General features: G+C 70.2%; 13 protein-coding genes and 1 tRNA gene. 5 read left to right on the forward strand and 9 right to left on the reverse strand.

Annotation, left to right across the window (positions count from 1 at the left end):
- Positions 1-52 precede the first annotated feature (52 nt).
- Both SD460_RS18420 and SD460_RS18425 read left to right on the forward strand, forming a co-directional pair.
- The gene (locus tag SD460_RS18420; protein WP_290061364.1) at positions 53-985 is read left to right on the forward strand and encodes an LLM class F420-dependent oxidoreductase; all 933 of its coding nucleotides are present in this window, start codon (positions 53-55) and stop codon (positions 983-985) included.
- 248 nt (positions 986-1,233) lie between these two features.
- Positions 1,234-2,814, forward strand: coding sequence for an FAD-binding oxidoreductase (locus SD460_RS18425; RefSeq protein ID WP_290061366.1), 1,581 nt, complete (start codon positions 1,234-1,236; stop codon positions 2,812-2,814).
- 63 nt (positions 2,815-2,877) lie between these two features.
- Here the strand turns inward: SD460_RS18425 and SD460_RS18430 are convergent, their stop codons facing one another.
- Positions 2,878-3,480 carry a sugar O-acetyltransferase gene (locus SD460_RS18430; protein ID WP_290061367.1) on the reverse strand — a complete coding sequence of 201 codons (603 nt, stop codon included), beginning with the start codon at positions 3,478-3,480 and terminating at the stop codon, positions 2,878-2,880.
- Between the two features lie 177 nt (positions 3,481-3,657).
- On the opposite strand from SD460_RS18430, the gene SD460_RS18435 reads away from it, so the two are divergent.
- The gene (locus SD460_RS18435; RefSeq protein ID WP_290061369.1) at positions 3,658-4,611 is read left to right on the forward strand and encodes an NAD-dependent epimerase/dehydratase family protein; all 954 of its coding nucleotides are present in this window, start codon (positions 3,658-3,660) and stop codon (positions 4,609-4,611) included.
- Between the two features lie 59 nt (positions 4,612-4,670).
- On the opposite strand, the gene SD460_RS18440 is transcribed toward SD460_RS18435, so the two are convergent.
- Positions 4,671-5,120: a MarR family winged helix-turn-helix transcriptional regulator gene (locus tag SD460_RS18440; RefSeq protein WP_290061371.1), complete on the reverse strand. Its 450-nt coding sequence runs from the start codon at positions 5,118-5,120 to the stop codon at positions 4,671-4,673.
- Positions 5,121-5,183: 63 nt separating this feature from the next.
- On the opposite strand from SD460_RS18440, the gene SD460_RS18445 reads away from it, so the two are divergent.
- On the forward strand, positions 5,184-5,552 hold the full coding sequence (locus tag SD460_RS18445) for a VOC family protein (protein ID WP_290061374.1): 369 nt from the start codon (positions 5,184-5,186) through the stop codon (positions 5,550-5,552).
- Between the two features lie 328 nt (positions 5,553-5,880).
- Here the strand turns inward: SD460_RS18445 and SD460_RS18450 are convergent, their stop codons facing one another.
- The 7 genes from SD460_RS18450 to SD460_RS18480 form a co-directional block, all read right to left on the reverse strand.
- Positions 5,881-7,419 carry an alpha-amylase family glycosyl hydrolase gene (locus tag SD460_RS18450; RefSeq protein ID WP_290061376.1) on the reverse strand — a complete coding sequence of 513 codons (1,539 nt, stop codon included), beginning with the start codon at positions 7,417-7,419 and terminating at the stop codon, positions 5,881-5,883.
- Positions 7,420-7,526: 107 nt separating this feature from the next.
- Positions 7,527-8,120 carry a dihydrofolate reductase family protein gene (locus SD460_RS18455; protein ID WP_290061379.1) on the reverse strand — a complete coding sequence of 198 codons (594 nt, stop codon included), beginning with the start codon at positions 8,118-8,120 and terminating at the stop codon, positions 7,527-7,529.
- A gap of 87 nt (positions 8,121-8,207) precedes the next feature.
- Positions 8,208-8,651, reverse strand: a complete 444-nt coding sequence (locus tag SD460_RS18460) for a VOC family protein (RefSeq protein ID WP_290061380.1) — start codon at positions 8,649-8,651, stop codon at positions 8,208-8,210.
- A gap of 28 nt (positions 8,652-8,679) precedes the next feature.
- Complete coding sequence (locus SD460_RS18465; RefSeq protein ID WP_318306422.1) at positions 8,680-9,285, reverse strand: TIGR03086 family metal-binding protein; 606 nt, start codon at positions 9,283-9,285, stop codon at positions 8,680-8,682.
- Between the two features lie 133 nt (positions 9,286-9,418).
- Positions 9,419-9,694, reverse strand: coding sequence for a hypothetical protein (locus SD460_RS18470; RefSeq protein ID WP_318306423.1), 276 nt, complete (start codon positions 9,692-9,694; stop codon positions 9,419-9,421).
- Positions 9,695-10,022: 328 nt separating this feature from the next.
- Positions 10,023-10,099 (reverse strand) — tRNA-Arg (locus tag SD460_RS18475).
- 375 nt (positions 10,100-10,474) lie between these two features.
- A complete protein-coding gene (locus SD460_RS18480) occupies positions 10,475-10,858 on the reverse strand; it encodes a peptidase inhibitor family I36 protein (protein WP_290062905.1) in 384 nt (127 codons plus the stop codon).
- 217 nt (positions 10,859-11,075) lie between these two features.
- Between SD460_RS18480 and SD460_RS18485 the strand changes: the two genes are divergently transcribed.
- Positions 11,076-12,257 (forward strand): MFS transporter, encoded by a 1,182-nt coding sequence (locus tag SD460_RS18485; RefSeq protein WP_318306424.1) that lies wholly within the window; start codon positions 11,076-11,078, stop codon positions 12,255-12,257.
- Positions 12,258-12,303 lie beyond the last annotated feature (46 nt).

Here is a 12,303-nt window from a genome sequence, read left to right on the forward strand (position 1 = left end):
GAGCGTGCCGCCTCGCTTAGCTTGCCCGCCTTACCGGGATAGGCTTTTCGGCATGGAGCTGAGGATCTTCACCGAACCGCAGGAAGGGGCCGGCCACGGCGATCTGCTGCGCGTGGCCCGGCACGCCGAAGCGACCGGGTTCCCCGCGTTCTTCCGGTCCGACCACTACATGCGCACCGGAACCGCGGCGGCGCACCCCGGTCCGTCGGACGCGTGGGTCACGTTGGGTGCGCTGGCACGGGAAACCAGCCGCATCCGGCTCGGCGTGCTGCTGAGCCCGGTGACGTTCCGGTACCCCGGCGCGCTGGCCGTCACGATCGCGCAAGTGGACGAAATGTCCGGCGGGCGCGTGGAATTCGGCATCGGCTCCGGCTGGTTCGAAGGCGAGCACCACGCGATCGGCGCGCCGTTCCCGACCAAGGGCGAGCGTGTGGACCGGCTGGGGGAGCAGCTCGAGATCCTCACCGGACTGTGGGGAACTCCGGTCGGAGAAACGTATTCCTTCGAGGGCAAGCAGTACCGCATCGTCGACTCGCCTGCCCTGCCGAAGCCGGTGCAGCGGCCGCACCCGCCGATCATCATGGGCGGCAAGGGTCCGAAGCGCCTGCCCCGGCTGGTCGCGCGCTACGCGAACGAGTTCAACAACTCGCTGTGGGACGAGGAAAACACGGCCGCGCAGTTCGACCGCGTCCGCGCGGCGTGCGCGGAGATCGGCCGCGACCCGGCGGAGATCACTTTCTCGGTGGCCCAGACCATCTGCGTCGGCGACGGCGAGGCCGCGCTGGCCGCCCGCGCGGACAAGATCGGCCGCCCAGTGGCGGAACTGCGTGAGAAAGCGCTCGCCGGCTCGCCCGCCGAAGTCGTCGACAAGATCGGCCGGTGGCGCGAGCGCACCGGGATCTCGCGGGTGTACCTCCAGGTCCTCGACCTCTCCGATCTGGACCACCTGGACCTGATCGCCGCGGAAGTCGTCCCGCAGGTCTAGCCGTCCACCGAAGGGGGCTTCCTCGACCGAGGGAAGCCCCCTTTGTTTGTGCGCTCACGGGGAGTGGCGAAGCGAATCTTTTTCGCTAACCGCACGACGCAAGATGCTGGTCAATCACCTGATCGGTTAATTTTTTCCTCTCAATTCTTGACTCGGCACTCAGTCGCGATCGCAGAGGAACGGCAGAAATGCTCAATGAGCGGCAGGTCACTGGTCGGAGAAAATTCCTCACTGGCGCAGTTCTCGGAGTGGGCGGGACGGCGCTGCTCGACAACGGGCTCCTCACCGGGGTGGCGGGAGCCGCCGAATCCACCGCGGCGGGCGCCGATTGCCCCGCCTCGATCGTCAACCCCGCGGACCAGCAGTACCCGGACCTGGTGCGCGCCCTCAACGCCCGGTTCGTGGCGCACCCGGAGCGGGTCGCCGTCATCGACTCGCCGTCGCAGGTCGCGCCGCTGGTGACCGCGGCCGTCAGCGCCGGCAAGCGGATCAGCGTCCGCGGCGGCGGCCACTGCTACGAAGACTTCGTCTACAGCGACGAAACCCAGGTCATCCTCGACCTGAGCCACATGAACCGCGTCTACTACGACCAGCAGCGCAACGCGATCGCGATCGAAGCCGGGGCGACCCTGCTGGACGTCTACGAGAAGACGTACAAGACCTGGGGCGTCGTCATCCCCGGCGGGGTCTGCTACTCCGTCGGCGTCGGCGGGCACGTCGCCGGCGGCGGCTGGGGCTGGCTGGTGCGCCGCAACGGGCTGGTCGTGGACCACCTGTACGCCGTCGAGGTAGTCACCGTGAACGCCGCGGGCCGGGCCCAGACGGTCGTCGCCACCCGCGAGCCGGGCGACCCGCACCGCGAGCTCTGGTGGGCGCACACCGGCGGCGGTGGCGGCAACTTCGGCGTCGTGACGCGGTACTTCTTCCGCTCGCCGGGCGCGACCGGCACCGACCCGCGCAAGCTGCTGCCGAAGCCGCCCGCGCGGGTGAACTTCACGGTCGCCGGCTGGAACCTGAACAACCTGTCGGAGGCGCAGTTCTCCCGCCTGGTGCGCAACTACTCGCAATGGCACATCGACAACAAGTCGCCGAACGGCCCGGCCCGCGACCTCACCGGCGCCCTGTCGGTGAACCACAAGTCGAGCGGTTCGGTCACCGCGCTGGCGCAGCTGGACGTGTCGGTGCCGAACGCGCAGGCCATCATGGACGGCTTCATCGCCTACCTCGCCGACGGCGTGGCGACGCCCGACTTCGTCGCGCCGCAGACGTTGCCGTGGCTGCAGTTCGTCGAGCTGACCGGGACCACCAACTCGGTCGCGAACGACCCGACGTCACGCGCGAAGTACAAGGCCGCGTTCATGAAGGGGCTGTTCACCCCGGCGCAGACCGCGGCGATGTACAAGCACCTGACCCGGTCCGACATCAGCAACCCGAACATCAACATCATCTTCCAGCCCTACGGCGGCCAGGTTTCCGCGGTGCCGCAGGCGAACTCGGCCATCCAGCACCGGGACGCCGCCTACCAGGTCCAGTGGTCGTCGGTGTGGAACGGCGCCGCCGGCGACGCCGCGAACATCGCGTGGGCGCGCGAGGTCTACTCCGAGGTCTACGCGGCCACCGGGGGCGTCCCGGTGCCCAACGGCGTCTCGGACGGCTCCTACGTCAACCACTGCGACGCCGACCTGAGCGACCCGGCGTTCAACAAGTCGGCTTCGCCGTGGCACGACCTGTACTACAAGGGCGCCTACCCGCGCCTGCAGGCCGTGAAGAAGAAGTACGACCCCCGCAACGTGTTCCGGCACCGCCAGTCGGTCGAGCTCCCGTCCTGACCCAGGGGACGGAAAAAGGCCCCGGATCGCTCAGCGGTCCGGGGCCTTTCCGGTTGTCAGCGGTCAGCTCGCGATGTCGATGGGCCGGTCTTCGCCCGGCTCGATGGTCCGGATGACGCGCGCCGGCGCGCCCACGGCGACGACGTTGGCCGGGATGTCCTTCATCACCACGGAATTCGCGCCGATGACGGCGTTCTCGCCGATGGTGACGCCGGGCCCGACGATGCTGCCCGCGCCGAGCCAGACGTTGTCCCCGATGGTGATGGGCTTGCCGTAGCCCCACTTCGCGCGGCGCGATTCGGGTTCGATCGTGTGCCCGGCGGCCAGGAGCTGCGAGTACGACCCGAGCAGGACGTCCTCGCCGATGGTGATCTGCCCGACGTCGAGGAAGATGACGCCGAAGTTCGCGAAGCTGCGGGCGCCGATCTTGGTCTGGTAGCCGTAGTTGCAGTAGAACGGCGGGCGCAGGTAGGCGCCTTCGCCGAACTCGCCGAAGAGTTCCTCGCAGATTTCGCGGCGCCGCTGCCCTTCCAACACGGAACTGCGGTTGTACTCCTCGAGCAGCACCTGCGCGCGCCGGACCTCCTCGCTCAGGAGTTCGCCGTTGGCGAGGTGGTACTCGCCGGCCAGCATCAATTCCTTCATCGCGTGGTCATCAAGCTGCATGGCGACGCTCCTCGGGGTTCCGGTTCACCGTTCCACGGTGCCCGTGCGGCCGTGATCAGGACATCTCCCAGCGTGCCGATTCCCTTTCGCTCCGCCCGGAAATGCGGTGAGGTAAGGCAGGATGACTGTCGGCGAAGACGAGCTCGATCATCGTCGGAAAAGCGCGAAAGGATGACAATGATACTCGTTACCGGCGGCCTGGGTTCGATCGGGTCGCACACCGCACGGGCGCTGCTCGACCTGGGTGAATCCGTCGTGCTCACCGCGCACCGGTCCACCGGGCTGCCGGAGTACCTGGCGAACGAGGCGGAAGGCCGCGTCGTCGTCGAGCCGCTGGACACCACGGACGAGCAGGCCTTCCTCGACATCGGCAAGCGCCACGAGATCACGGGCATCGTGCACCTCGCGGCGAGCTACTTCGCCACGCCCGACCCGGTCGAGTACCTCCGCGTCGAGACCCTCGGCCTCCTGAACGCCCTCAAGGCGGCGTCGGTCTGGGGCGTGCGCCGGTTCTCGGTCGCCAGCTCGATCGGCGTGTACGTCGGCGTGGACGACTCGGCCCCGTGGCGCGAGGACGCGGCCCTCCCGGTGCTGCCGCTGCCCCAGATCCTCCAGTTCAAGAAGACCGCGGAGCTGTTCTCGATCGCGGCCGCGGCCGCCGGCGGCTTCGAGCTGGTCAACCTGCGGATCGGCACGATCTGGGGGCCGCTGAGCCTGCCGGACTCGCCGTTCTTCGCCTTGCCGCGGCTGCTGAGCTCGGCGGTGCTGGGCGAGGACGCGGACCTGACCCCGCCCCGCCCGGACGCCTTCGCCGAGGACGCCACGGACCTCTGCTACGTCAAGGACTGCGGCCGCGCGATCGCCCTCCTCATGACGGCGAAGCACCTGAACCACAACACGTACAACGTCTCCAGCGGCCGCCTGGTGCCCTACGCCGAGGTCGTCGACGAGATCAACAAGGCCGTGCCGGGAGCGAACATCACGCTCCCGCCGGGCCGCAGCCCGGAGCGCCCGTCGCCGAACTACCTGGACATCACCCGCCTGCGCGAGGACACCGGCTTCGAGCCGGAGTACGACTCCGCGCGCACGGTCCAGGACTACGTGGCTTGGCTGAAGACGCACGAGCGTTAGGTAGAGGATGGTCTGGAAGGAGCCCCGGGCAGCACGCCGCCCGGGGCTCCTTCGCGTTGCTACGCGCCCTCGCGCAGGGAACGGACCATGCTGCGCAGGACCCGGAACGCGCTCGCCCGCTCGGCCTCGCTCAGGCCGCCCAGCATCCTGACTTCCACGGACCGCACCGCGGCGGTAGCCTTCTCGAGCTTCCGCCGGCCGCGAGGCGTGAGCCGCGTGGGAAGCACCTTCCCGACGGGTGCTTCCGCCGGCCGGGTGACGTCCCCCTCGCGTTCGAGGGTCTGGAGCAGCACGTTCATCGTCTGCCGCGTCACGAACGCGCCCCGGGCGAGCTCGGAGTTCGACAACCCCGGCCGCTGGGCCAGCAGTTCGAGGCAGGAGTAGTGCGTCACGCTCATCCCGAGTGGTCGCAGCACTTCTTCCATGGCCGCGCGCAGCGCGCTCGAGGCCTCTTTCAGCAGGTAGCCCAGTGACGTCTCCAGGTCGACGCCGGCCCCGTCTTGACTCATGTCAGCATTCTGACATAGGTTGGTGCGTGTCAGAAGGCTGACACGGAAAGAAGGAGTACTGCCATGCCCGCCACCGGCCCCGACTTCCTCTCGCTCCAGGCACGCGACCTCGACGTTTCGCAGGCGTTCTACGAGAAGTACCTCGGCCTGGTCCGCTCACCGGCCGGACCCCCGCACGCCGTCGTCTTCGAGACGAAGCCGATCGCGTTCGCCCTCCGCGACGTCCTGCCGGACACCGACCTCGACGCGGTCACCCAGCCCGGCATCGGCGCGGCGATCTGGCTTCACGCGACGGACGTCCAGGCCATCCACGACGCGCTCGTCGCCGACGGCCATCGCATCGTGTCAGCCCCGATCGACGGCCCGTTCGGCCGCACGTTCACCTTCGCCGACCCGGACGGCTACCAGATCACGCTCCACGACCGCACCTGACCGCCACGGCCCCGGCTGTCTCGTGCGGCCCGCCCGTCCGGCAGGCTTGCCTGGCCCGCCGCCCGGCCGGCTTGCCCGCCTTGCCTGGCCCGCCGCCCGGCCGGCTTGCCCGCCTTGCCTGGCCCGCCGCCCGGCCGGCTTGCCCGCCTTGCCTGGCCCGTCGCCCGGCCGGCTTGCGCGGCTTGCCTGGCCCGTCGCCCGGCCGGCTTGCCCCGTTTGTCTGGCCCGCCGCTCGGCTGGCTCGGCTGGCCCGCTGTCTGCCCGACGTGCCTGACCCACCGTCCCGCTGGCTTGGCTGGCCCGCCGTCCGGCTGGCTCGCTTGGTCCGTCAGTCCTGTGTGGCCCGGTAGATGCCGTAGCCGAAGCCCGCGACGTGCAGGCCGGCGGCGTCGTAGCTCGTGCCCTGCCCGAGGATCAGCTCACCCGGCGCCGTCACGTTCACCGTCGCCGCCCGCAGTGCTGGGTTGACCACCACGGTGAACTCGCCGCGGCGGTAGACGAACGGGTACCCGGCCCGGACGATCGAGACGTCCCCGCGGGTGCCCAGCGCCGGGTGGGCCTTGCGCAGGGCGATCAGCTCGCGGACGAGGTTCAGGTTCGAGGCCGGGTCGGCGCGCTGGGAAGCCACGTCCGGCCGGGTCGGCGATGGGTTCGCGGGCAGGTAGGTCACGTCCGGATCGGCCGCGTCCCACTGCATCGGCGTGCGCGAGCCGGCCCGGTTGAAGCCGTCTTCGAAGACCTGCAGCAGGCTGCCTTCGTGGTCGGGGAGGCCGGGCTGGTACTGCGTGCCGATCTCGTCGCCGTAGTAGATCGCCGGCAGCGTCGGCCAGGTCAGCAGGAACACCAGCGCGCTGCGCGCGTGCCGGGCCGTGCGCGAACCCGCCACCAGCCGCGGCCAGTCGTGGTTCGCCGTGGGCAGGATGACGTGGCCGCGGTCGCCGATCTCCGCCGTCGTCGTCGCCCATTCGGCGAGGAACACGTCGATCGACCCCTGGCCGGCCGCGTCGAAGTAGGCCGGCTTCGGGTCGTCCCACGTCATGTCATGCACGGCCCGGTTGTGGAACAGCGAACGGAACGCGCGGCTTTCCCCGTAGTGCATGAAGAAATCCGCGTCGAACCCGGCCGGGACGGCGAGCTTCGGGTCGTTCCACTCCGAAAGCAGCACGGTGCCGGGGTGCGCGCGGTCGATCCACGAACGGACATCGCGCCACAGCTTCGACGTCTCCACCAGCCCGGGATCGTCCTTGATCAGGAACGGCGCCATGTCGACCCGGAACCCCGCGATGCCGAAGCCCATCCAGAAGTCCATGATGTCGCGCAGGGCCTGGCGGTTTTCCCGCGGCCCTTCGGCGTCCACCGGCTGGCGCCACGGCTCGGCCTCGTTCGGCCGCCCGTACCCGAAGTTCAGCGCGGGTTGCACGGGGAAGTAGTTCGGCAGGTAGAAACCCTCCCGGCTGCCGGGCGACGGCTGGAAGTTCGGCCCCTGCTCGGCCGCCCAGATGTACCGGTGGTCGTCGGGGTCGTTCGCCGACCGCACGAACCACGGGTGCTCGTTGGAGGTGTGCCCCGGAACGAGGTCGAGCAGCACCCGGATCCCGTGCCTGCCCGCCGAGTCGACCAGCTTGAGCAGGTCGTCGTTGCTGCCGTACCGCGGGTCGACGCGGCAGTAGTCGGCGACGTCGTACCCCGCGTCGAACATGGGGGAGGCGAAGCACGGGTTCAGCCAGACCGTGTTGACACCCAGCCACTCGAGGTAGTCCAATTTGGACTCGACACCCCCGAGATCGCCGATCCCGTCCCCGTTCGAGTCCGCGAAGCTCTGCGGATAGATCTGGTATAGGACCGCATCCGCCAACCAGTCAGCCATGCTTGCCAAGCTACAAGAACCGCCGGTCGGCAGGCGTATTCAAACGTGCGGCACGCAGATCGCCGAGAGCGGTGGTGCTCCCGGCGATCTGGTGAAGGTTTTCCCGTTCAGCGCTTGACGTTGTAGTGCAGGTGCAGCACGCGGTCACCCTGGATGACGACGTCCGGGTCCTCCAGCTGAACGGTGCCGGAGTGGCTGCCGAAGTACCGCTTGCCTTCACCGAAGACGACCGGCGCGACGTCCAGCGCGACCTCGTCGACGAGCCCGGCCGAGAACGCCTGCCCGGCCACGTCCCCCGCGGCCACGCAGACCAGCCCGTCACCGGCGAGCTTCTTGGCCAGGTTGATGCCGTTTTCGATCGAGTCGGCCGTGTGGAACGGCGCGTCGGGGAACCGGGCCAGCCACTCCTCCGGCAGCGGCCGGTGCGTGATGACGACGAGCTCGTCCGCGGACGCGGGCTTGCCGCCCCAGCCGTCGAAGGTGTCGAAGAGGTGCCGGCCGATCACCGTGACCTTGATGGCGTCCCAGAAGGGCTGCACGTAGTCCGCGGAAGCCTGGCTGACGTTGAACGACCACTCGTCGTTGGCGCGGACCGTCACGTCGCCGTTCCCGTACCAGTCGAACAGCGGCCCGACCGTGTCATCCGGGTAGGCGATGTAGCCGTCCAGAGATACCACAGCGTGTACGACAACTCGGGCCATTGCATCCGCTCCTTGGATTCATCGGCGGCGCAGGGCATTCCTGCGCCCGTTGGCGATGCTATCGACCGGACGGCACCCCGCATCTTCCTAGTTGCTCTCCTCGGCGAGTTCGACGATGAGCCCTTCGGGCCCGCGGACGTAGCACATCCGGAAGATGTTTTCGTAGTTCACGATTTCGCCGACGGTGTCCAGACCTTTTGCCCGAATTCGCTCGATCGTGCGGTCGAGGTCGTCGACGATGTACGCGATGTGCCGGAATCCCAACCGGTTCACCGCCGAAGCCCCGGCGGGCGCCGGGTCGACCGGGTGGTGGAACTTGGTCAGCTCGAGCTTCCCGCTGCCGTCCGGTGCGTTCACCATCACCATTTCCGCGTGCACACCCTCGAGCCCGAGGATCCGGTCGACCCACTCGTCTTCGATCCGCATCGGCGCGGCGACTTCGAAGCCGAGATCGGCGAAGAAGGCCGTCACCGCTTCGAGGTCGTCGACGATCACCCCGACGTGCTCGAAACGCCGCACCCCACCGCTCATCGCGAATTCTCCTTGTCCCTCGGCCGGTTCAGGCACGCGCCCACGGCGCCCGGCGCCCCACGTGACCCAGGTGCGCGGTCAGCAGATCGGCCTCCGGGCCGACCTCCACGGGCGGCCCGAACATCCCGAGCGCCCGCGCTTCGGGCCCGACGAGCACGGCGGCGAACTTCTGCGCCGCCGCCACGACCTCGACGTCGGGCGCGTAGTCCACCCCGCCGCCGCTCGCCAGGTCCCAGCCGTGGGTGAGCACCTCGTTGAGGCACATCAAGGCGTGCACCGAACCGGGCGTGTCCGCGCCACCCTTGCCCGGGGTGACCCGGTCGAGGATCCCGGGCTCGGAAAAGGCGGTGACGCACCGGTCCCCGAGCGCGCGAACGGCGGCCGCGGGGTCCGCGCCGAGCCGCTCGGTGTGCGCGAGGTGTTCGAGCCGGTCCGGCTGCGAGTCGGCGGGGTCCAGCGCCGGCCCGGTCGCGGCCTGCGTCGCCAGGCCGACCATGCCCAGCATGTGGTTGCCGACCTGGCGCACCGACCACCGTTGGCACGGGCTCCGCCCGTCCCAGGCCGCCGGTTCGATGGCGGCCACGACACCCGCCGTCGTCCGGAAAGCGCGCTCGAGCAGTGTGGGCAGATCCATGTCCGTCCTCTCGTCGCCTGCTTTCCTCCAATCTGGGACAAGATCACGCAAGAGATCATCTTGTGGCGTGCGAAGTTGCTCTTTGCGGTGGTCAGCGGCTCGGCGCGCGCGGTTGAGTGTCCGCAAGTGACTGTCAAGCGGCCTCCGCGGTGGGCTGCGCCGCCGCGGGATCGGACGCCGCCCGCCCGGTGTTCGGCGCCGGATCCGAACTGGACAGTGCGGCGCCGCCGGTCGGCGCCGACGGTGGTGCGGTGCCGGAATGCTCCGCGTCCGCGCGGAAGGCCAAGTGGTGCAGCTTCCTCAGGTGCCGCTGCACCAGACCGGCCCGGCGCGCTTCCGCGAAGATGGCGCGCGCGGCGCCGTTCTCACGGCGACGGCGGTGACGTGGGGTGGATCCGTGGTCCGCCACGATGGTGTCCTCCACAGGGGTGTGCCGGATCGAGCCGGCGTGTCGGGTTGACGCGTTCATCGCTCGGTGTGACCGTTCGGTCGCGCGGGAGCACGACGGACGGTTCGCCGTCTGGGTAACAAGGTTGTCTCGACTGGAACTCGACCGGCTGGATTGGGCCACCTGGCCGCTCGCGCGGTGCGTCGTCCGGACCTTTGCGCGCTGCGGGGGAATGCGCGCCGCCACCGTCCATTGTGGGAGCACACCGGGTGCGGGAAGGTGTTCCGGTGTGGGGCCGATCACGTGGCCAGGGCACGTCGTGCGCAGCCGCGCACGACGTCTTCCCTGGTGGCGCCCCCGGCAGGACTCGAACCTGCGACCTAGAGATTAGAAGGCTCTTGCTCTATCCAGCTGAGCTACGAGGGCCCGCGCCGACGGCCTGCTGCCGATCGTGCCGGTCGCCCGGCACGGGCAGCTTAGTCGTCGCCATCCTCTCGATCGTTCGACACCGGCGAATCGTTTCAGGTCTCGTTCGACGTAATTCGGGAGTCCGGTAGCGACATCGTCACCACCGGCGATCTGACCCGCTCGGGGGAGGTGTCCGGACCTGTCCGGCCCGGCCCCGTTCGGGGTGCGGTGGCAGACCGCCGCCGGGGAAGCCCCGTGGGCGCGCCACGCCGCAGAGGCGCGCCCACGGGGGTGGGGCCGCTGTCGGGGGAGCGGCCCCGGACGGGCCCGGCCGTCGCCGCGAGCCGGCTCCCCCCTTGGAGCGGGCGACGGGCACGGGCCCAGCTCAAGGGGTCATTCCCAGATCTGGACCGCGCGGACCAGGAAGGGCGCGTTCGGGACGTACGTGCCACCACCCGGGTAGGTGATGAAATCGCCCTCGGTCGAGCATTCCTCGTCCTGGTACACCGTGACGTCGCGGCTCATCAGATTCGCGAACGACGATCCCGCGAATCCTTCGGGCAGCGGAATGCATTCCCCGGGATTCGCGGTGCGCAGATCGAGCCGTTCGGACTCGCCGCCGTAGGCATCCGCCGACCACAGGCAGAATTCACCCTTCTGACAAGCCGGATCCGGCGGCGGCGAAGCGGCCTGAGCCACTCCGGCACTGGTCAGCAGTCCGACGACGGCCAGGACGAGCAACTGCGGCAGCCGGGAACGGAGACGGCCTGAAGACATGGTGGATTCCCCTCGGGAGTCGCGGCCCGGTGGCCGCGGTGGATGTGTGATTCCAGGTTGGCTCGCCGGGGAACGGTTGTCAGCCCGCAATTTCGATTCTGTGGACAACTCCGGGAAGCGGGCGCAGTTGTCCACAGGGCCGCTTCCGGGGCTTGCGACCGGGGCGGTTCCGGTGTTATGCGCGCCGTGTCAAGCTGGGGCCGCGGAAGGGGGAACCATGCGGGATCGGGTCGCGGTGTTCACCGTGTTCGCCCTCAACGGGCTGGCGATCGGCTCGTGGGCGACGCGGACGCCCGCGCTGGCCGCCCAGGTGCACGCCACCCCCGGCGTCTTCGGGCTCGCGCTGCTCGGCGCCAGCGTCGGCATGCTCTCGGCCGCTTCGGTGGCCGGCCGGGTCGTCGAGCGCTTCGGCGCGCGGGTGGTCGTGGCGGGGACCACCGTCCTGGCCGCCGTCGCGCTGGTGCTGATCGGGTTCGCGCCGGGCATTCCGCTCCTGGCCGGGGCGCTGTTCGCGGTCGGCGCGAGCGTCGGGATGCTCGACGTCGCGATGAACGTCGCCGCGGTGGCCGTCGAACGACGCACCCGGCGGCCGCTCATGCCGGTCTTCCACGCGGGGTTCAGCGTGGGCGCCCTCGCCGGTTCGCTGGCCGCGGGGCTCGCCGCGGGCCACGGCTGGTCCCCGGCGCGCCACCTCACCACCGCGGCCGTCGTCGCGGTCGCGGTGCTGCTGCTGGTGGTCCGGGCGGTGCCGGGCAGCCGTCCCGAGCACGCCACCGGGCCGGTGGTCACCGGCCACCGGGCGCCGATCCGCCGCCCGGTGCTGTGGCTGCTCGCCGCGGTCGCGCTGTGCTCGGCCGTCGCCGAGGGCGCGGCGGCCGACTGGTCCGCGCTGCTGATGACCGCCGAACGCGGCGTCGGCCAGGGTGCGGCGGCGCTGGCGTTCGCCGGGTTCCAGCTGGTCATGGCGCTGGCCCGGCTGACCGGCCCGTGGGTGCAACGGCGGTTCGGGCCGACCCGCTGCCTGGTCGCGGGTGCGGCGCTGGCCACGGCCGGGTTCCTCGCGACGGCCACGATCCCGGCCGCGGCGGTCGCGTACGTCGGCTTCGCGCTGGCCGGCGCGGGTCTCGCGGCGTCGTTCCCGCTCGCGTTGAGCCTCGCCGGCGACGCCGGGAAGCGCGGTGACGGCACCGGTGGCGAGCGCGAGATCGGGTTCGTGTCGGCCATCGCGTACACCGGGTTCCTGGCCGGGCCGCCGGTCATCGGGGGCATCGCGCAGGGGATCGGGTACGGCGCCGCGTTCGTGTTCGTCGCGCTGGTCGCGGCGCTGATCCTGCCCGCGGCGGTCGCGGCCCGGTCGTCGCGGCGGCGGGAGGAAGCGCGGCAGGCCGCAGTGGGGTGAGTTCGGGCCGGTCCGGCTGGGCATGCGCCCCAATGTGGCATTGGGT

Source organism: Amycolatopsis solani, assembly GCF_033441515.1.
In the GTDB taxonomy this organism is placed as follows: domain Bacteria; phylum Actinomycetota; class Actinomycetes; order Mycobacteriales; family Pseudonocardiaceae; genus Amycolatopsis; species Amycolatopsis solani.